The organism is Halobellus sp. (assembly GCF_042218505.1).
In the GTDB taxonomy this organism is placed as follows: domain Archaea; phylum Halobacteriota; class Halobacteria; order Halobacteriales; family Haloferacaceae; genus Haloquadratum.
Genome location: NZ_JBDGQZ010000026.1, coordinates 50,738 through 71,262 on the forward strand (window position 1 = coordinate 50,738; position 20,525 = coordinate 71,262).

The 20,525-nt window shown below is 66.0% G+C and carries 17 protein-coding genes; 10 read left to right on the forward strand and 7 right to left on the reverse strand.

Annotated elements, in window-relative coordinates; translation table 11 throughout:
- Positions 1-48: 48 nt before the first annotated feature.
- The 3 genes from ABEI27_RS08530 (at position 49) to hisE (ending at position 4,031) form a co-directional block, all read left to right on the forward strand.
- Positions 49-1,731 carry a methyl-accepting chemotaxis protein gene (locus ABEI27_RS08530; protein WP_375798977.1) on the forward strand — a complete coding sequence of 561 codons (1,683 nt, stop codon included), beginning with the start codon at positions 49-51 and terminating at the stop codon, positions 1,729-1,731.
- A gap of 66 nt (positions 1,732-1,797) precedes the next feature.
- On the forward strand, positions 1,798-3,657 hold the full coding sequence (locus ABEI27_RS08535; protein WP_375798978.1) for a PINc/VapC family ATPase: 1,860 nt from the start codon (positions 1,798-1,800) through the stop codon (positions 3,655-3,657).
- Between the two features lie 71 nt (positions 3,658-3,728).
- Positions 3,729-4,031: a phosphoribosyl-ATP diphosphatase gene (gene hisE, locus ABEI27_RS08540; RefSeq protein WP_375798979.1), complete on the forward strand. Its 303-nt coding sequence runs from the start codon at positions 3,729-3,731 to the stop codon at positions 4,029-4,031.
- A 7-nt stretch (positions 4,032-4,038) separates the two neighbouring features.
- On the opposite strand, the gene npdG is transcribed toward hisE, so the two are convergent.
- From npdG to ABEI27_RS08560, 4 genes are all read right to left on the reverse strand, one after another.
- Positions 4,039-4,707: an NADPH-dependent F420 reductase gene (npdG, locus tag ABEI27_RS08545; RefSeq protein WP_375798980.1), complete on the reverse strand. Its 669-nt coding sequence runs from the start codon at positions 4,705-4,707 to the stop codon at positions 4,039-4,041.
- A gap of 76 nt (positions 4,708-4,783) precedes the next feature.
- Positions 4,784-5,035, reverse strand: coding sequence for a hypothetical protein (locus tag ABEI27_RS08550; protein ID WP_375798981.1), 252 nt, complete (start codon positions 5,033-5,035; stop codon positions 4,784-4,786).
- Positions 5,032-5,412 (reverse strand): hypothetical protein, encoded by a 381-nt coding sequence (locus tag ABEI27_RS08555; RefSeq protein WP_375798982.1) that lies wholly within the window; start codon positions 5,410-5,412, stop codon positions 5,032-5,034. Before ABEI27_RS08555 ends, ABEI27_RS08550 begins: the two co-directional genes overlap by 4 nt.
- 88 nt (positions 5,413-5,500) lie before the next feature.
- Positions 5,501-6,373, reverse strand: coding sequence for a TIGR01548 family HAD-type hydrolase (locus ABEI27_RS08560; protein ID WP_375798983.1), 873 nt, complete (start codon positions 6,371-6,373; stop codon positions 5,501-5,503).
- 93 nt (positions 6,374-6,466) lie between these two features.
- Here ABEI27_RS08560 and leuS point away from each other — a divergent pair, with 93 nt between their 5' ends.
- Positions 6,467-9,340 carry a leucine--tRNA ligase gene (gene leuS, locus ABEI27_RS08565; RefSeq protein ID WP_375798984.1) on the forward strand — a complete coding sequence of 958 codons (2,874 nt, stop codon included), beginning with the start codon at positions 6,467-6,469 and terminating at the stop codon, positions 9,338-9,340.
- 343 nt (positions 9,341-9,683) lie between these two features.
- On the opposite strand, the gene ABEI27_RS08570 is transcribed toward leuS, so the two are convergent.
- Positions 9,684-10,097 carry a Rieske (2Fe-2S) protein gene (locus ABEI27_RS08570; RefSeq protein WP_375798985.1) on the reverse strand — a complete coding sequence of 138 codons (414 nt, stop codon included), beginning with the start codon at positions 10,095-10,097 and terminating at the stop codon, positions 9,684-9,686.
- Between the two features lie 266 nt (positions 10,098-10,363).
- Between ABEI27_RS08570 and ABEI27_RS08575 the strand changes: the two genes are divergently transcribed.
- Both ABEI27_RS08575 and ABEI27_RS08580 read left to right on the forward strand, forming a co-directional pair.
- Entirely contained in the window at positions 10,364-10,657 is a 294-nt protein-coding gene (locus tag ABEI27_RS08575) for an ArsR family transcriptional regulator (RefSeq protein WP_375798986.1), read from the forward strand.
- A 73-nt stretch (positions 10,658-10,730) separates the two neighbouring features.
- A complete protein-coding gene (locus ABEI27_RS08580) occupies positions 10,731-11,543 on the forward strand; it encodes an SAMP-activating enzyme E1 (protein WP_375798987.1) in 813 nt (270 codons plus the stop codon).
- A gap of 6 nt (positions 11,544-11,549) precedes the next feature.
- Here ABEI27_RS08580 and ABEI27_RS08585 read toward each other — a convergent pair whose 3' ends face one another.
- Entirely contained in the window at positions 11,550-12,230 is a 681-nt protein-coding gene (locus ABEI27_RS08585) for a helix-turn-helix domain-containing protein (RefSeq protein ID WP_375798988.1), read from the reverse strand.
- Positions 12,231-12,315: 85 nt separating this feature from the next.
- Here ABEI27_RS08585 and ABEI27_RS08590 point away from each other — a divergent pair, with 85 nt between their 5' ends.
- The 4 genes from ABEI27_RS08590 to mutL all read left to right on the forward strand — a co-directional run bounded on the left by ABEI27_RS08590 (position 12,316) and on the right by mutL (position 19,936).
- A complete protein-coding gene (locus tag ABEI27_RS08590; RefSeq protein ID WP_375798989.1) occupies positions 12,316-13,989 on the forward strand; it encodes an NADH-quinone oxidoreductase subunit D in 1,674 nt (557 codons plus the stop codon).
- Positions 13,990-14,197: 208 nt separating this feature from the next.
- Positions 14,198-16,924, forward strand: a complete 2,727-nt coding sequence (gene mutS, locus ABEI27_RS08595; RefSeq protein WP_375798990.1) for a DNA mismatch repair protein MutS — start codon at positions 14,198-14,200, stop codon at positions 16,922-16,924.
- A gap of 226 nt (positions 16,925-17,150) precedes the next feature.
- Positions 17,151-17,582, forward strand: a complete 432-nt coding sequence (locus ABEI27_RS08600; RefSeq protein WP_375798991.1) for an NUDIX domain-containing protein — start codon at positions 17,151-17,153, stop codon at positions 17,580-17,582.
- Positions 17,579-19,936: a DNA mismatch repair endonuclease MutL gene (gene mutL / locus ABEI27_RS08605; RefSeq protein ID WP_375798992.1), complete on the forward strand. Its 2,358-nt coding sequence runs from the start codon at positions 17,579-17,581 to the stop codon at positions 19,934-19,936. The genes ABEI27_RS08600 and mutL overlap by 4 nt, the downstream gene beginning before the upstream one ends.
- Before the next feature lie 146 nt (positions 19,937-20,082).
- Here the strand turns inward: mutL and ABEI27_RS08610 are convergent.
- Positions 20,083-20,525 (reverse strand): helix-turn-helix domain-containing protein (locus ABEI27_RS08610; protein ID WP_375798993.1); only part of this gene is annotated, 443 nt, incomplete at its 5' end.

Below are 20,525 nucleotides of genomic sequence, written 5' to 3' on the forward strand. Positions count from 1 at the left end.
CTGGGAACGAAAAATGCCGTTATACGAGAGAGTATTTCACCCGGATGTATGCTACTCGAATCGTACGAACGACTCCTCCGGAGAACGATGGATATTCTGGGCGTCTCTCAGTCGGTCGCGCGGAAGCTCCTGACGGCCGTTGGGATCCAGTTCGGCATCTCGGTCGCCCAAGCCGGACTCCCGCTCGTCACGAGCGGCGGGATCCAGACGCTTCTCACCGGGGGACTGCTGGCTGCATCGATTGTCGCCTTCCTGACCACCGTGTTGATCGTCCGCCGCGACGTCGTCGAACCGATCGACGACCTCTCCACGTCGGCCGCTGCGGTCGCCGCAGGTGACCTCTCGACCCCGCCGCCGACCGCCGACGGCGACGACGAGGTGGCACAACTCGTCGAGGATTTCGCCGATATGCACGAACATCTCCAACTCGTCTCCGCGCAGGCGACAGCGATGGCCGACCGGAACTTCGCGGATCCGGTCCTCGACGAGCAACTCCCCGGCGCGTTCGGGGACTCCCTCAGTCGGATGTCGACCGATCTGGCTGCGCACGCCCGGGTGCTCCAGCGACTCGTCGACGCCTTCGGCGAAGCCACCGAGCGCGCCCGCGAGGGGGACCTGACGGCGCTGGTCCCCGCCGACGAACTGGCGAGCGAGGACGACCGGTACGGCGAGGTAGCGCGCTCGTACAACGAATTCGTCCGGACCCTCTCGGAGACGATCGCCGACGTCCAGACCTTCGCGGACCAGGTCGCCGAGATGAGCGACCAGGCCCGGATTCACGTCGAGCGCGCCACCGAGTCGAGCGAGGCGGTCGCGGCCGCCGTCGACGAGATCGAGGAGGGGGCCGACGAACAGACCGACCACCTCCAGACGGTCGCCTCGGAGTTGTCGACGCTCTCGGCGACGGTCGAAGAGATCGCCGCCTCAGCCGACGAAGTCGCCGGCTCCGCTGAACGCGCCGCAGAGCGCGGGCGGGCCGGCCGCGACGTGGCGACCGACGCGATGGCCGAACTCGACACGGTCGAGACGCAGATCGAGGAGACGGCCGCCGCCGTTGAGGAACTCGCCGCCCAGATCGAACAGATCGACGAGATCGCGTCGTTCATCGACGAGATCGGGTCGCAGACGAACCTGCTGGCGATTAACGCCTCCATCGAGGCGGCCCACGCGGGCGACGCCGGCGACGGCTTCGGCGTCGTCGCCCAGGAAGTCAAAGACCTCGCGGAGGAGACCCGCGAGTCCGCCGACGAGGTCTCGGGCCTCATCGAGGACGTGACCGAGCGCTCCGAGGAGACGCTTTCGACCGTCCGCGAGACCGACCGGCAGGTCAAATCCAGCGTCGACACGGTGTCAGAGGCGATCGAGGAGTTCGAATCGATCGTCGGCGACATCGAGGGGATCGACGCGAGCATCCGCGAAGTGAGCAACGCCACCGACCAGCAGGCCGAGTCCGCACAGGACGTCTCCGCGCGCGTCGACGAAGTCGCGAATATCTCCGAGGAGACGACTGCCCAGACTACCGCCGCCGTCGACGACGCGGCCGAGCAGTCCCAGTCGCTCCGCGAACTCGACGAGCAGGCGGCCACCCTTGCCCAGCGCGCAAACGGTCTCGACAACTTGGCCGGCTCCTTCGAGGTACTCGAAGAGCATCGTGCGGACGGGGCCGACGCTGTCGGTGGATTCGAGTTCGGTAACGGGGACGGTGCCGCCGAGGCGACCGCCGACGACTGACCCGAGGCAATCGGCCGGACATTGGCAGTCTATACCCTTATCCGTCCGCCGGTCGAACTCGCGATTATGAAGACAGTCCCGGACACGAGCGCGGTCATCGACGGTCGCGTGTCCGAGCGAATCGAGTCGGACGAGGAGATCGAGGTGTTGGTCCCCGAAGCTGTCGTCGGGGAACTCGAATCGCAGGCCAACGACGGCCTCGATACGGGGTGGGCCGGCCTCGAAGAACTCCAGCGGCTCGCCGAGCTCGCCGACGACGGCGCTGTCTCCGTGCGCTACGTCGGTCGTCGAACGAAGCCCAGCGAGGCCACCGGCGCCCACGAGGGCGACATCGACGCGCTCATTCGCGAGGTGGCCGAGGAGGAGGACGCGACGCTGTTGACGAGTGACGTCGTCCAGTCGGAGGTCGCGAAGGCCAAGGGGATCGACGTTGAGTACGTCGAACCGCGCATCCGCGGGTCCGACGAACTGGTTATCGAGGAGTTCTTCGACGATCAGACGATGTCGGTCCACCTCAAGACCGGCACGAAACCGAAGGCCAAGCGCGGCGCGATCGGCGAGATGCACTATCAGACGATCGGCGACGCGGTCAGCGACGAGGCCCAGATGAAAGAGTGGGCCGACGACATCGAGGAGACCGCCCGGACGAGTTCCGAGGGCTTTCTCGAACTCGCCGAACCCGGGATGAGCATCGTCCAGTTTCGGGACTACCGGATCGCGGTCGCGCGCCCGCCGTTCGCCGACGGCATCGAGATCACGGCGGTCAGACCGATCGTCAGGACCGACCTCGACGACTACGAGTTCGCCGACGAACTCCGTGATCGGCTGAAGGAACGCCAGCGCGGCGTTCTCATCTCGGGAGCGCCCGGTGCGGGGAAATCGACGTTCGCGCAGGCCGTCGCGGAGTTCCTCACCGACGCCGACTACGCGGTGAAGACGATGGAGAAGCCCCGAGACCTCCAGGTGGACGACGACATCACGCAGTACACCGCCCTCGACGGCGATATGGCGAAGACCGCCGACTCGCTGCTTCTGGTCCGCCCGGACTACACGATCTACGACGAGGTCCGGAAGACGAAGGACTTCGGCGTCTTCGCGGACATGCGACTCGCCGGCGTCGGGATGGTCGGCGTCGTCCACGCGACCCGCGCGATCGACGCGCTCCAGCGACTCGTGGGCCGGGTCGAACTCGGGATGATCCCGCAGGTCGTCGACACCGTCGTCTACATCGAAGACGGCCGCGTCGACACCGTCTACGACGTGAAGACGGAAGTCAAGGTGCCAGAGGGACTTACCGCCGAGGACCTCGCACGGCCGGTCATTCAGGTCGCGGACTTCGAGACTGGGAAACCGGAGTACGAGATCTACACGTTCAACCGCCAGGTCATCACGGTCCCACTCAGCGAGGGAAACGAGAGCAGTGAGACCGGCGTCGACCGCCTCGCCCGCCAGGAGATCGAACGGGAGATTCGCTCGATCGCCCGGGGGCACGTCGAAGTCGAACTCAAGAACCAGAACGAGGCCGTCGTCTACGTCGAGGAGGACGACATCTCCTACGTGATCGGCAAGGGCGGCGGCCGCATCTCCGACGTGGAGGACCGCCTCGGCATCGACATCGACGTCCGGACGCACGACGAGAAGCCCTCACAGGGCGGCCAGAGCGCCGGTGGCGGCGCGAGCGGCTCAGACAGCAAACCGGCCGACGACGCGGTCATCGTCACACCGGAGGTGACCTCCCGGCACGTCGTCGTCCGGATGGACGAACACGTCGGCGAGACCGTCGAGGTGCGCGCCAATGGCGAGTATCTCTTCACCGCGACGGTCGGCCGCGGCGGCGACATCCAGGTCTCCCGCGGCAGCGCCATCGCGGACGAACTCGAACAGGCGATCGACCGCAAGCAACGGATCACCGTCCACCCGGCCTGAACCGACCGAGGGACACCCCTCTGCCGCCGGAACCGGACGATTCATCCCCCGAGGCCGACCTACGCAACCGTATGGACTCCGAGACGCCGCCGGACGAGGTGCTCGACGAACTCTTCGCGACGATCCAGGAGCGACAGGAGACGCTCCCGGAGGACTCCTACACGGCCTCGCTTTTCACCCACGAGAAGGGGACGAACGCGGTGCTGGAGAAACTCGGCGAGGAGACGACAGAGACGATTCTGTCGGCCAAAGACGGCGACCGCGAGGAACTCCTGGCCGAGAGCGCCGATCTGGTCTATCACCTGCTCGTGTTGCTCGCGATGGAAGACCGCGAACTCGATGATCTCAGGGTCGAACTCCGCGACCGGTTCTGAGCGCGGACTACCGAAACCGGACGCCCAGGTCACGGAGGCCTTCGTTGTTCTGTGCGACGTTGAGCAGAAGCGGCGTCAGCGACTCGATCTCTGCGGCGACACCGATCCCGCCGGCGTCGAGCGCGCGTAGGCCGTCGATGTCCTCGGCCAGGGCGATCACCCGGCGCTTCGCGCTGTCGTCGTCGGCGACGACGAGCGTGTCGATACCCAGTTCCGCGTCGAGGTCGGCGAGGCGGCCGGCCGCAAGGTTGTGAAACGCGCCGACGACGGGGACGTCGTCGGGCGCGGCGTCGGCGACGAGAGCGGTCACGCTGCCGGCGCTCGGGGCGTGCGACTGGAATCCGCCGTCGTCCCGCTTGATCCCTGCTGCGGGCGTGACCAGGACGTCGCTGTCGTCGAGTTTATCCGCGACGGAGTCGATCGTGTCTGCGACGTGGTACGGCGGCACACAGAGCACGATAACGTCGGCGCGGTCGGCCGCCATCGCGTTCTCGAAGCCGGTGAGTTTCCGCTCGCGGCCGTGGTCGGCGACAGTCTCGGTATATCCGTCGGCAGCGTCGTGGGCGGCATCGGGGTCGCGAGAGCCGATCACGATGTCGTGTTGGGTGTGAAGGGCCCAGCGGAGCGCGAGTCCTTCGCCGATGTCGCCGGTTCCGCCGAGAAGTGCAATTCGCATAGCACATCGGTAGGGTGGAATCCGCTAAAGGGTTGCGTGAGCGGGCACGGCTGCCGGTGTCGACAGCCTGGTGCCCCTACCGCTCGTCGCGTGCCCGTTCGCGAGCGGTCGTAACGGCGGGCGCGTAGACGAGTAGAAAGCCGAGCAGCGGCGCGACGAGCAGCGTCCCGAGCAGGACGCCGGTCCGGATCGAGTCACCCGCGGGGAGGAGCCACCACGCCCCCAGGCCGAACGCGTCGACGGCGATGACGACGGCGACGAACCGGACGAAGTGGTGGCCGACCCCACCCACCAGGCCGCCCTCCGACCCGGAGCCGTCATCGATCACGCGCCGCTCGCCCCCTCACCCCAGCGCTTCGGGTTCAGCCGTTCGGCGTACATTGCGAGGACCCACGCGACGGCGAGGGTCCCTGCGGTGCCAACGATTCCGGTGAGTCCGACCGAGCCGAGGCCGATTCGTCCGACGGTCGCGACAGCGAAGAACACGAGGTACCGGACCGTCTGATCGCCGACCACGGCGTCACGGGGGAGCGATCCGAGCGCGTACCGGATCGCGAGGTAGGAGACGACGGCGAAGATCGCGAGCGCGACGCCGGCAGCGATTGCCCCGGTCGGATCCGGGAGGAGCAGCAGCGTCGCAGAGACTGCGACGACGGCGGCGAAGACGACAGCCCAAGCGGTCCGTTCGAGTCGAAGCGCGTCCATTAGATGAACGTTGACGACCGAGAAAATAAGCGTACCCGTCGTCGGATCCCGCGTGGAGCCGCCGACTCATACTGACGAGTCTCGTCTCTTACCAGTTCTCGAAGAGCCGTTCGGGCAGGTCGTTCACGGAATCGACGACGGCGGCCGCACCGACGCCCTCGAACGCTTCTCGACCCGATTCACCCGTCAGGCCGCCGGTGAGGACGCCGATTCCGTGGTATGCCCGACCTCCGTCGGCCGCGGCGGCGTTGACCGCCGTCCGTACGTCGTCGAGCGTGTCGCCGGCGAACGCGACGGTCTCGGCGTCGAAGCGGGCCGCGAGCGTCGTCAGGGCGTCGGGGTGTGGCTTGCCCGCCTCCCAGTCGTCCATCGTGAAGCGGTGTTCGTCGGCCACCGAGAGGCCGACGCGCTCGAGGGCGATCTCCGCCTCGGCGGCCGGGCGACCAGTGAGAATGCCCAGATCGGCCCTCGCTTCGAGTCGATCGAGCGTCTCCGGTTCGAGCAACACCGGTTCGTCGTGGATGTAGCCCCGCGTCTCGAACGGCGGTTCGTCGCCCTCGAGTTCACGGTAGAGATCAGCGCCGAGGTAGAGCGCCTGAAACGCGTCGTGAAGGCCCTCCGGGTCCCAGGCGTCGCGGACGGCGTCCCACGCGTCGTCGTCGAGGTGCTCGGCCGCCACCGCCTCGGCCGCGTCGAGGCCGCCGCCGGCCGCCTCGACCTCGGCGGCGAACGTCGAAAGGGGGAGCGGTCGGTGCTCGTCGACGAGGACGTACAGCGCCGCCGCGTACGTCACGTCCCAGTCGTTATTGAACCCGCCGGCGTTCTTGAACAACTGGACGTCGTCGCGGTCGATTGTTCGCTTGTACAGCCGTTCGACAGATTCGACGATTGCGCGCCGGTACGAGTCGGCGACGTCGACGAGGACGCCGTCGATGTCGAGGACGACCGCGTCTGGGTGCATATCCCGTAGGCGTCGGGCGGCGGCCTTAGCGTTGTCCGTTCGACCTCGGCCGAGTTAGGAGATATTTTACCGTCGGGTCTAGAGAGGATAGATATGGACTACGACCCGCAGGAACTCGAAACGCGGTGGCGCAGGCGATGGGCCGAGGAGGGTCGCTACGAGGCCGATCCCGCGGCCGACGCCGCCGACGAGGATCCGACGTTCATTACGGTTCCGTACCCCTACCCCAGCGGCGGTATGCACATCGGGCACGCCCGCACTTACACCGTCCCCGACGTCTACGCGCGGTACCGACGCCAGCGCGGCGACAACGTGCTCTTTCCGATTGCGTGGCACGTCACCGGCACCCCGATCATCGGCGCAGTCGAGCGCCTGAAGAAGGGCGAAGAGGAGCAACTCTCAGTTCTGCGAGACACTTATAACGTCGACGAGGACACGCTTCAGGACCTCGAAACGCCGATGGGCTACGCCCGCCACTTCATCGAGGATCATTATAAAAAGGGGATGAAAGACCTCGGGCTCTCGATTGACTGGCGGCGGGAGTTCACCACCAACGACGAGCGCTACTCGAAGTTCGTCACCTGGCAGTACGAGACGCTGCGGGACCGCGGCCGTCTGGAGAAGGGTCTCCACCCCGTGAAGTACTGCACTAACGAGGAACAGCCGGTCACGACCCACGATCTGCTCGAAGGCGAGGAGGCGGAGTTCCAGGAGTACACCCTGATCCGCTTCGGCCGCGGCGACACGATTGTCCCGATGGCGACGCTCCGCCCAGAGACCGTCAGGGGGGTCACGAACGCGTACATCGATCCCGACGCCGACTACGTCATCGCCGACGTCGACGACGAGGAGTGGTTCGTCTCCGCGCCCGCCGTCGAGAAACTCCAACTTCAGGGGTACGAGGTCGTCCCGAAACGGACCGTCTCCGGCGAGCACCTCGTGGGCGAGTACGTCACGAACCCCATCACCGGCGACGATGTCCTCGTCCTTCCCGCGGCGTTCGTCGACGACGAGAACGCCACCGGGGTCGTGATGTCGGTGCCGGCGCACTCCCCGGACGACTACGTCGCCCTCCAGGAGGCGAAAGCCGCCGACGAGCGACTGGCCGACTACGGGATCGACCCGGCGGACGTCGCAGCGATCGACCCCGTTCCGATTCTTTCAATCGAGGGCTACGGCGAGATCCCGGCGAAGACCGCCGTTGAGGAGGCGGGGATTGAATCCAGCACCGACCCCGCACTCGAAGCGGCGACACAGGAACTGTATAACCGCGAGTTCCATCAGGGTCAGTTGAACGACGAGTACGGCGAGTTCGCCGGCGAAGTCGTCGAGGACGTACGTGATCGCTTCCGCGAAGCGCACCGCGAGGAGGGCGCGTTCGGGACGATGCAGGAGTTCTCCGAGGAGGTCGTCTGCCGCTGCGGTGGCGACGTCGTCGTCGCCGAACAGGACACGTGGTTCCTGCGCTACAACGACGAGGACTGGAAGCGGGCGGCGCACGACGCCGTGGCGGAGATGGAGGCGATCCCGGAGAACACCCGCGGCGAGTACGATCACACGATCGACTGGCTGAACGAGTGGCCCTGCATCCGGAACTACGGGCTCGGGACTCATCTCCCGTGGGACGAGGACTTCGTCATCGAACCGCTATCGGACTCGACGATCTATATGGCGTACTATACGATCGCCCATCGCCTCCGCGAGATTCCGACCGAGGACCTCGACCGGGAGTTCTTCGACGCGCTCTTCTACGGTGCGGATGCGGTTGAGGACCCCGACGAGCGGGCCCTGGAACTCCGCGCGGAGTGGCGCTACTGGTACCCCGTCACCTATCGGTTCTCCGCGAACGATCTCATCTCGAATCACCTGACGTTCTATCTCTTCCACCACGCGGAACTGTTCGATCCCGAGCAGTGGCCCGACGGAATCGTTATTATGGGGATGGGTCTGCTGGAAGGCGAGAAGATGTCCTCGTCGAAGGGGCACGTCGTCCTCCCCGGCACGGCCATCGAGGAGTACGGCGCGGACACGGTTCGGTTCTTCCTCCTGAACTCGGCGGAGCCGTGGCAGGACTACGACTGGCGCGCCGAGCAGGTCGCGTCCGTCCGGAATCAGTTAGCGCGGTTCTGGAACCGGGCACAGGACATCGTCGACGATCCCGGCCCCGAGAAGCGGCCCGACCTGGCAACCGAGGACCGGTGGTTGCTGTCGCGCCTCCAGCGCACGGTTGCGAAGGTCACCGACGCGATGGAGGGCTCTGAGACCCGCACGGCGAGTCAGGCCGCTTTCTACGACTTCGAGGAGGACCTGCGGTGGTACCGTCGCCGGACGGACCGGTCGCGGCCGGCCGCCCGGTGGACGCTCCGGCAGGTCCTGGAGACCCGACTGCGACTCCTCGCGCCGTTCGTCCCGTTCCTGACGAACGAGCTCCACGAGCAGTTGACCGGCACGCCTGCAGAGGACGCGCCGTGGCCCGAGATCGACGCCGCCCTGCTCGACAGCGAAATCGAGGCCGCAGAGTCGCAGGTCGAGCGTCTGGTCGAGGACATCCAGGGCATCCAGCAGTCGCTGGCAAACGCCGAGGAGGCCGTCCCCGAGGCCGACCCTGATCAGATCCGGGTCACCGTTGCGGCCGACTGGAAGCAGCAGGTGTTCGAGACGGTCGCCGAAGTCGGTGCGGACCAGGGCGCAGTGATGAGCGAGGTGATGCAGGAGCCCGACCTCCGCGAGCGAGGGAACGCGGTCAACGACCTCGTGGGCGAACTGACCGAATTCGCTCGTGGGCGCGAGGACGCCGACCTCGATGCTCTCGCGGCCATCGACGAGGCGGCTGCCTACGAGCGCGCCGCCGACTTCCTGGGCGAGGAGTTCGACGCCGAGGTCGTCGTCCAGACCGAGGGCGAGGATGTCGAGGCGCAGAAGCAGGCCGTTCCCTTCCGCCCGGCGATCGAACTCGAAGTCGAGTGAGTCGCCGGCGGAGGCCGGCTTCGTATTACCGAAACGAACGCAACGGGGAGCACAGTGCGAGTGAACATTTTAACACGGATGTCAGTGTTAAAATAGCGTCATACGTCTTGAAATGTAGTATACATTAACGAAAATGCCCGACTCGTCGCATTCGCGAACTGAGCGGAACTCGACCAACCCGTACCAACAAAACGCGCACTCCGGACCGAGACTCGGCGAGGTCACGCAGTGCGAGTTATGCGAACGCGAGATACGGTGTTTCGAGCAGTGCGGCATCACCGCGTGCCGGGACTGTCACCACGAACTCCTCCCCGGCGAAGACGTCTTCTGAGCGCCGCGACCGTCAGAACGAGATGTGCGACGTCGAATCCGGGTCGTCGTCGCCAGTGCCGCCGGCGTGGCGGAACGTGTAGTTGTCGTCGCTGAGGAACACCGACCCGTCCTCGACGGTGATCTTGACGCTCGAGAGTTCGGTCCCCGCTGCCGGCCCGTTGTCACAGGCGCCCGCGCAGACGTCGAACAGCGACCCGTGCCGGGGGCAGATGATCTGCCCGTCGCGTATCGCAGCGCCGTCGCCGCGGTCGAACGCCTGCTGCTGGTGCGTGCAGGTGTTGGGCCACGCTTGGATTCCCGGCTCCTCCGCACAGCGCACTAGGATGAGTTCGGTCTCGTTGGTGAACGCGTCCGTTGCGGTGAAGAGATACGACCCGGACGCGGGAATGTCGTCGACGTCCGCAATCTTCGCGCCGTCTGTCATCTTGCGTTTCTATGTGTGGTAATCGCAAAAGCGTGGCGTCGACCCGGCGGCCGCGAGCGAGCACCGTCGCATCAGCGGCCTCGATTGCTCCGTGTCGCACACAGACCAGCCCGCTACAAACAAACACAAGTCACTTGCGAATTTTAGACTAACAAGAACTTGCGGTAGCGATTACACTCCTGTCACCTGCTGTCTCTCCGATATCCGGGCGTTTCGCCGTCCTGACTCGCGAAGGTTTATGCCCGTTCGCCGTGTGAAAACGTACAATGGCAGAGGCAGAACAGGAGAGTCTCGACGACCTCCCGCCGAGCGCGAAACTGGTCTTCAAAGTACTCGAGTACAACGGGCCGCTGACACAGAAGGGCATCGTTCAGGAGTCGATGCTCTCGGCTCGAACGGTTCGCTACGCTCTCGAACGGCTCGAGGGAATCGACGTGGTCGACGAGGACGTCTACTTCGCAGACGCGCGACAGAACCTGTATCAGCTCACGGACGACGCGCCAAAAACTCATCCAGCGGAGGGCGAGGCCGACGAGGCTGAAGCCTGCTGTGCGGAGTAGCGAGCGGACGACACCACTCCGACCGCTGATCAACTTCGGGTGAAGTTAACCCACTCCGCGACCGAAGATACGTATGTCACTCTCACTCGACTCCACGCAACTGGATCGCTACTCCAGACACATCATTATGGACGAGGTCGGCCCCGAGGGCCAACAGCGACTGCTCGACGCGTCGATCCTGGTCGTCGGCGCGGGCGGCCTCGGGTCGCCGGTGATTCAGTACCTCGCGGCCGCCGGCGTCGGAACGCTCGGCATCGTCGACGACGACGCCGTCGAGCGAAGCAACCTCCAGCGACAGGTAATCCACCGCGACAGCGACATCGGCCGGCCGAAAGTCGATAGCGCGACGGCGTTCGTCGGGGACCTCAACCCCGACATCGAGGTCGACACGTACGAGACACGGTTGACCAAGGAGAACGTCGCAGCGATCGTCCCCGGCTACGACGTTGTCGTCGACGCGTCCGACAACTTCCCGACGCGGTATCTCCTCAACGACTTCTGTCGCATCCACGGGATTCCGATCGCTCACGGGGCGATCTACAAGTTCGAGGGACAGTTGACGACGCTCGTTCCGGGTGGACCGTGTTATCGCTGTCTGTTCCCGGAAGCCCCCGAACCGGGGACAGTCCCCGACTGTGCGACAACGGGGGTTCTCGGCGTCCTTCCGGGGACAGTCGGCTGTATTCAGGCCACCGAGGCGGTCAAACTCGCGCTCGACGCCGGTGATCAACTCGAGGGGCGACTCGTCTTCTACGACGCGATGGAGTTGTCTTTCGAGATGGTCCCCTACCAGCAGAACGCCGAGTGTCCGATCTGCGGCGACGACTCGATCGACTCGATCGACTCGATCGAGTACACCGAAGCGTGTTCGGTGAGGGCCGACTGACCCCGTCTACGCTCTTGCGCCGGGTGCCGCATCGACGATTCGTCTGAGAACCGTGGCCTCGGCCTTCCGAAGGTGTTCGGCCGCGGTTCCGGGTGCACAGCCGAGTTCGTCGGCGACGGCTTCGAGCGTCGTCTCGCGTGGATTCGCGTAGTACCCCAACTCGACGGCGACATCAAGCGCCGTGCGCTGCCGTGGTGTGAGCGTTGCCGTGGGGTCCGAGAGCCGCCCGTCGTACGGGCGGACCCGCTCGATATCGAGGCTGATCTCGCTGGGGACCCCCTCCAGTGCCGTCGTCAACTCCTCGCTCGTCCCAACCAGCGAGACGTCGACCGAGCGGTCTGCCCGGTAGACGACCGGTGAAACGACGACTACGCCGGTCCCCAGAAACGCCGTCGTGAGCCGCGCGTCTGCGGATCGCTGGTCTTCCGTCACGGCGAGGTGAAAGCCCCGTTGGCCCTCCACCGGGGCAACCTCGTACTCCAGGATCGACGGTTGATCGGCCAGGGCGTCGGTGTACGCCGCCCGGTCGTCGCCGTCGACGAAGAAGATCAGCGTGTTCTGCTCGCCGACAGCGGGGTTCCAGTGGCGCAGTCGCGTCTCCCGAAATCCGGGCGTATCAGCGACGAACGCGTGCATCGGGTGGACGTACGGTTCAGGGAGCCCGAGGCGCAGTCGAACCGACCGCATCACGTGTGCCTGCTGGATCCGAGGATAAAAATCCACCTCGTAACTGAGGCAGTAATTCCAGGGGTTCGGTTAACGAACTAAGGGTATGCAGCCCTCCGCTGATCTCTCTCAGGAGCAGCCATCGTTAGATTCGCCGGCGACAGTCACAGCCGAGGCCGCAGTCGACGCAGTTGAATCCCGGTTCGGCGTTCACCGTGACGACCACCTCCACGCACCTGGCGTCGTGATCCGACCCGATGCTGTTCAGGACGCTCTCAAGTTCCTCCGTGCGGAGACTGGCTTCGATCACCTCTCGTGCGCCACTGCTCAGCAGTACTCGGATCGGTACGAGACGATCTATCATATGAAGCGTTACGACGATCCGACCGAGGAACTGAGCGTGGTCGTCCCCGCGCCGCTCGACGATCCAACCACCGAGTCGGCCGCGCCCGTGTTCCCGACGGCTGGCTGGCACGAGCGCGAGGCGTACGACCTCATCGGGATCGAGTACGAGGAGCATCCGGATCTCCGGCGACTCCTCCTCCCAGAGACATGGCAGGGGCACCCGCTCTCGCAGGAGTACGATCAGGACCGGCCGCAGATCGTCCCCTACACCGAGAACGTCAACCCAGTCCAAGAGGACGAGCGCGAGGGCAACACGCTGCTCTTGAACATCGGACCGCACCATCCCGCGACTCACGGGGTCCTTCACCTTGAGGTGACCCTCGACGGTGAGCAGGTCGTCGATGTCGATCCCGACATCGGCTACATCCACCGCTGTGAGGAACAGATGTGCCAGTCGAAGACCTACCGGCACCAGATTATGCCGTATCCCGACCGCTGGGACTGGGGCGGCGCTGGACTGCTCAACGAGTGGGCCTACGCCCGGACGGCCGAGCGGCTCGCAGACATCGAGGTCCCCGAGTACGCGCAGGTGGTCCGCACGATGGCGGCGGAGCTCTCGCGGATGCTCTCGCACTTCCTCGCGGTGGGGGCGTACGCGCTCGACGTGATCGGCGACTTCACGGCGACGTTTATGTACGCGATCAAGGACCGCGAGCGGGTCCAGAACATCCTCGAGGACCTCACCGGGCAACGGTTGATGTTCAACTACTTCCGGCTCGGTGGGGTCGTCTGGGACCTCCCCGAACCCCGCGAGGAGTTCTTTTCGAAGCTCTACGACTTCGTCGACGACCTCCCCGAGAAACTGATCGAGTACCACGACCTCCTGACCGGCAACGAGGTGCTCCAGATCCGGACGGTCGACACCGGTGTCCTTTCGACCGAGACGGCGAAGGCCTACGGGTGCACCGGTCCGGTCGCTCGCGGTTCGGGGGTCGACTACGACCTCCGCCGCGACGATTCCTACGGCTACTACGACCAACTCGAGTGGGACGTCGTCACGCAGTCTGACGGCGACAACTTCGCTCGACTGCTCGTCCGTCTCCGCGAGATCGAGCAATCGGCGCGGATCGTCGAGCAGTGCGCCGAACTGCTCGAGGACTGGCCCGAGGAGGACAGAACGATCCAGGCGAACGTCCCGCGGACGCTCAAACCCGACGACGACACGGAGGTCTACCGGGCCGTCGAGGCCGCCAAAGGGGAGTTGGGGATCTACATCCGCGCGGACGGCACCGACTCGCCCGCGCGGTTCAAGATCCGCGGTCCCTCGTTCTCGCATCTCCAAGCGCTCCCGGAGATGACCCGCGGCGGCTACATCCCCGACCTGGTCGCGACCCTCGGTAGCCTCGATACGATTATGGGCGAAGTAGACCGGTAACAACGTCTCTCGATGACGCGCTGTGGCGAACAGCCGGCACCTGCATTCGGTCCGCGCCGAAGTGCCGGGCAACCGCTGACCGGCGCTGGACGTCTGTCACGTCACGGTGACCCTGACCGCGTCATCCGATACAAACGCTCGCGCGGGACGCGGCGCACGCTGTCGCCCACACCGTAGCGTTTTATCCGCCCGCCGCCCAGATGCAGATATGGCCTCGCAGGGAATCGTCGAGGAGTTTCTCTCTCTGAAGTCCGACACCGACGCCGACGTTCTGACGATGCAGTGCGGCGACTTCTACGAGTTCTTCGCCGAGGACGCCGAACTGGTCGCTGAGGAGCTCGATCTGAAAGTTTCGCAGAAATCTTCGCACGGCTCGTCGTACCCGATGGCGGGCGTGCCGGTCGACGACCTCACCCCGTATCTGAAGGCGCTGGTCGAGCGCGGCTACCGGATCGCCGTCGCTAATCAGTTCGAGGGCGCAGACGGGGATCACTACCGCGAGGTGACCCGCGTCGTCACGCCGGGTACGCTACTCGAGACCGACGACGCCGAGGCGCGCTACATCGCCGCGGTCGTCGGCGACGTGGACAACTCAGGCGGCGGGGTCGATTTCGGCCTCGCGTTCGCCGACGCCACCACCGGCCAGTTCCTCGTGACCACCGCCGCCGACGTCGACGCCGGGCTCTCGGAACTCCATCGCTTCGACCCCGTCGAAATCCTCCCGGGACCGGACGTCCGCGGCGACGACGCCGTCACCCGGCGACTTCGCGAATCGACCGAGGCGACGGTCTCGCTGTTTGAGGCCGACGCGTTCGCTCCCGGCCGGGCGGCGCACGCCCTCCGCGAGCAGTTCGGTCGAGAGACGCTCGACAGCGTCGGCATCGACGAGGACGCAGCGGTCCGAGCGGCCGGTGCAGTCCTCCGGTACGTCGAGGAGACCGGCGCGGGCGTGTTGCCGTCGATGACGCGCCTCCAGTCCTTCGAGAGTTCCGTGCATCTCGAACTCGACTCGACCACCCAGCGGAACCTCGAACTCACGGAGACGATGCAGGGCGCGAGCGACGGCACGCTGCTTGCGACCATCGACCACACGGTGACTGCGCCGGGCCGGCGACTCCTCCAGGAGTGGGTGACGCGCCCCCGATGCGACCGTGCGGAACTGACGCGGCGACTCGATTGCGTCGACGCGCTCGCTTCGGCCGCGCTGGCACGCGAGCGGGTCCGTGAGGCGCTCGAGGGCGGCTACGACCTAGAACGACTGGCCGCGCGGACGACCTCCGGCAGCGCGGACGCCCGGGATCTCCTCGCCGTGCGGGAGACGCTCGAGATCCTCCCCGCTGTAGCCGAGTCGATCGACGGCTCACCCCTCTCGGACTCGCCGCTCACCGGGATCGCCGAACGGCCCGACAGAGCGGCCGTGAGGGCGATCCGCGAGGAACTCGATACGGCGCTCGCCGACGACCCACCGAAGACGGTCCGACAGGGCGGCCTGTTCCGTCGCGGCTACGACGACGAACTCGACGACGTGCTCACGCGTTACGCCGAAGCCAAAGAGTGGATCGACACCCTCGCCGACCGCGAGAAGCGCCGACACGGCCTCAGTCACGTCACGGTCGATCGCAACAAGACCGACGGCCACTACATCCAGGTCGGCAAGTCGGTCGCCGACCAGGTGCCCGACCGCTACACGGAAATCAAGACGCTCAAGAACTCGAAGCGGTTCGTCACCGACGAACTCGAAGAGCGCGAGCGCGAGATCCTTCGACTCGAAGAGGCCCGCGGCGACCTGGAGTACGACCTGTTCTGCGATCTCCGGGACCGCGTCGCCGACCACGCCGAACTGCTTCAGGACGTCGGCCGCGCCCTCGCCGAGATCGACGCGCTGGCCTCGCTCGCGACCCACGCCGCCGGCAACGACTGGGCTCGACCGGAACTCACCGCCCCCGGCCCACTCGACATCGAGGCGGGCCGGCACCCCGTCGTCGAGCAGACGACGGAGTTCGTCCCGAACGACCTCCGAATGGATGCCGACGCCGACGGCGCGGGGGAGTCAGGCGGCCGGGACTTCCTGCTCGTCACCGGGCCGAATATGAGCGGCAAATCGACGTATATGCGGCAGGTCGCACTCATCACGTTGCTCGCACAGGTCGGAAGTTTCGTGCCGGCACGCTCGGCGACGATCGGCGTCGTCGACGGGATCTACACCCGTGTCGGCGCGCTCGACGAACTCGCCCAGGGTCGCTCGACGTTTATGATCGAGATGCAGGAACTCTCGAACATCCTCCACTCGGCGTCGGCGGACTCGCTCGTCGTTCTCGACGAGGTCGGCCGCGGGACCGCGACGTACGACGGCATCTCGATTGCGTGGGCGGCCACGGAGTACTTGCACAACGAGATCCGCGCGAAGACGCTCTTTGCGACGCACTACCACGAACTCACGTCGCTGGCGGACCACCTCGACCGGATCGCGAACGTCCACGTCGCGGTCGACGACGCTGGCGACGACGTGACGTTCCTCCGGACAATCGAAGAGGGGCCGACTGACCGCTCGTACGGCGTCCACGTCGCGGAACTCGCGGGCGTCCCAGACCCGGTCGTCTCCCGGGCCGACGAGGTGCTGGAACGACTCCGCGGCGACGAGGCGATCGACGTTCGGGGCGGAAGCGAAAGCGCCGCTGGTGACGGCCACCAGGTCGTCTTCGACCTCGACTCCGGTGGCTTCCGAACCGAGGCCAGCGCCGACGGAGGAGCGACAGATAGAGAGGGTAGTCGGCCCTCGACGCCGTCGGCCGACGATCGGGACGAGCCACAGATCGACCCTGCGGCTGAATCGGTTCTCGACGACCTTCGCTCCGTGGACGTCGACGAGACGCCACCCGTTGAGTTGTTGGGGAAAGTCCTGGACTGGCAGGAGGAACTCGACGGCGACGGCTGACGCTCCGCGAGCGATTTGCGGGGGCCACTTCGCGGACAAAGACGCATCGCCGATTCGGGAGCATCTCCCGCGCGGCGATACTGATACGACCGGTAACGATTAACGCGTGAGCAACGACAAAACAGATAGCAAATGTGGAACGAGCAGAGCGACCGCACCAGGTTTCGGCCCAGACGGTGTTCCGAGAGCGACCGGACCGCTTCTCCCGCCGGAAGGAGGAACGATTGTGACTGACGTCCACCTCGAAGCCACGGTCAGCCTCCGCGGTGTCGTCTGTGCGCCCTGCGGCGACGTCCTCCTGGTACGACGGGCGAGCGACGGCGGGTGGGAACTGCCCGGTGGCCGACTCGCCCCCGACGAGGACGCAGTCGAAGGCGTCTCCCGAGAAATCGTCGAGGAGACCGGGCTCGAAACAGACGTGGGGCGGCCAGTCCACGCGGTGTCGTGGCGGAACGCAGCCGACGAGGGACGCTTTGCGGTCTATTACTGGTGTCCGCCGAACGGGGGCCGGATCGATCTCGAGGCCGGCACGGATCCGGTGGAACTCAGCCACGAGCACACCGACTACGCGTGGCTCCCGCCGGAGACGGCCTTCGAGCGATTGAGCGACCCGCAGGAATACGCGGTCACGGTGGCGACGGAGGTATACGACCCGTGAGCGACGCGGACGACGGTGACGCGTCGGAGTCGACGCCGACGATCCGCGAACTCGACGACCGGACGGTGCGGCAGATCGCGGCCGGCGAGGTCGTCGAACGGCCCGCGTCGGTCGTCAAGGAACTCCTCGAAAACAGCCTCGACGCGGACGCCTCCCGGATCTCTGTCGCGGTCGATGCTGGCGGGACAGAGGGCGTTCGCGTCCGCGACGACGGCGTCGGAATGAGCAGAGAGAGCGTCGAACGCGCGGTCGAAGAGCACACCACGAGCAAGATCGACGACATCGAGGACCTCGAGGCTGGCGTCGGCACGCTGGGGTTCCGCGGTGAGGCGCTTCACACGATCGGTGCGGTCTCGCGGCTGACGATCCGCACGAAACCCCGCGGCGGCGACGCGGGAACGGAACTCCGCGTCGAGGGCGGCGATGTGACTGAGATCGCCCCCGCCGGTTGTCCGGAGGGTACCGTCGTCGAGGTGACGGACCTCTTCTACAACACGCCCGCCCGCCGGAAGTTCCTGAAGACGACCGCAACGGAGTTCGATCACGTCAACACCGTTGTCACTCACTACGCGCTGGCGAACCCTGACGTCGCCATCTCGCTGGAGCACGACGATCGCGAACTCTTCGCGACCGAGGGGCGCGGCGACCTCCGATCGGCGGTGCTCTCGGTGTATGGCCGCGAGGTGGCCGAGTCGATGATCGACGTCGCAGACGATCCCGATTCGGGACCGCTCGACCGCGTCACGGGACTGGCCAGTCATCCCGAGACGACCCGGAGCACCCGGGAGTACCTCTCGACATTCGTCAACGATCGGTACGTCACCGCCGGCGTCCTCCGGGAAGCCGTCCTGGAGGCGTACGGTGGCCAGTTGGCTGCCGACCGGTACCCCTTTGCGGTTCTCTTCGTGGAACTGTCCCCGGACGCCGTCGACGTGAACGTTCACCCGCGGAAAATGGAAGTCCGGTTCGGCGACGAGTCGGGCGTTCGCGAGGCCGTCAGCGCCGCCGTCCGCGACGCGCTCCTCGACGAGGGACTGGTCCGCTCGACTGCCCCCCGGGGCCGCTCGGCGCCCGAAAAGACCGAAATCGCCCCCGAATCGCCCGACACCGAGGTGCGCGGCGGTTCGGGACACAGCCCCCAGCCAGACTCCGAGTCGGCCGACGGCTCGGTCGAGAACGCATCGATCGACACCGAGACCGACGAGTCAGGCACCGTTGACGCCAATATCGGTGACTCGGGCACCGTTGACGCCAACGTCGCTGAATCGAGCGGTGCCGACACTACCATCGCCGAATCGAGCGCCGCCGACGCCACTGATTCTGTGGAGGAATCCGAAGCTGAGCCGCAATCCCCCGATTCTGATTCCGACTTCGATACGAACGACCGACGCACGGACGCAGAATCGGACGATTTCCGGGCTCGCCCGATCGATCCCGCCGACGAGGAGGCGTGGTCCGTCTCCGGGAATAACAGTGCCAGCGACCCCGACAGTCGGCCTTCGGCTCGGTCGTCCTCGTCACCGCCGTCTTCCCCCGACTCCGGCCCGCAACCCGCTGGGCCGGATTCCTCGACCGATCCCGGTTCGGGACTCGCAGACACCGCTGGGGATGCGGATCCGAATGCCCGGTCCACTCCCGAAGCGTCTCCGTCGAGTGGATCCGGCTCTGATCGGGAAGCCCACCAGACGGGGTTCGTCGGGCCGACTGTCCAGCACGACCTGGGCGGTGACGCGGCGACGCTCGAACCGTCGTTCGACTCGTTGCCGTCGATGCGCGTCCTCGGGCAGTTGCACGACACCTACGTCGTCGCAGAGGCCGACGACGGGATGGTGCTGATCGATCAGCACGCGGCCGACGAGCGGGTGAACTACGAACGACTCCAGGCGGCGTTCTCCGACGAGTCCGCGAGCCAGGCGCTCGCGGACCCGGTCACGCTCGAACTCACCGCTCGGGAGGCGGCGCTCTTCGACGGCTACCGCGACGCGCTGGCCGAACTGGGCTTCCGCGCCGAACGGATGGACGACCGATCGGTTGAGGTCGCGGCCGTCCCGGCCGTCTTCGCGGAAGCGCTCGATCCGGAACTCCTCCGGGACGCGCTCACGGCGTTCGTCAGCGAGGACACGGCCGGCGCTGAAACTGTCGAGGTCGTCGCCGACGACCTGCTCGCGGACCTGGCGTGCTACCCCTCAGTGACGGGGAACACCTCGCTCACGGAGGGGTCCGTTCTCGAACTCCTCGAAGCGCTGGACGACTGCGAGAACCCCTACGCCTGCCCGCACGGCCGGCCGGTGGTCATCCGAATCGACGCCGCGGAGATTGACGACCGCTTCGAGCGGGACTACCCCGGCCACTGACGGCTTGACGGTCGGCGCGAACACTGATCGCAACTGCGAACCGTGCGCAATCGCCCGCGGTTAGCCCCGTAACGACCACTCTCGTCTCTTCCCACTGAGTGTGGTCAAGGGGTGTGGCGCTCGACTGCAAAAAGTGAGGGTAATCTTCAGTCCTCGTCACGCTTGTCCAGATACTGTTGCCCCTCTTCGGTTTCCGAGATGAGGTCGTCGAAGATGGCTGCGTCCGTCTTGAACTTATGTAGGCTGTGGACAGAGGTCGTCTCGAACTCGTCGATCACCGCGCCGTGTCGCTCGAAGAAGTCGGTCACCCACTCGTCCATCTGGTCGGTACTGCGGAACTGGGTGATGAGTTGCCAGCGGTACTTGTCGTCGGCGTTGAAGAACATCAGCACGTGGGGATCCTCGACCAGCGCCTCGTAACAGTCCTCCCAGTGGTCCTCGAAGTTCGGATAGTGGAACGCGATCCGAAACACGTAGTGTTTGAATAGCGTTCGACGCGGCACGACGGTCTTACGAAAGAGTCCATCGCTCTCCATCTCCCGGAGGAGCGTGTTCACGTGGTTGTGCGACAGCGAGATGTCGTACTCCT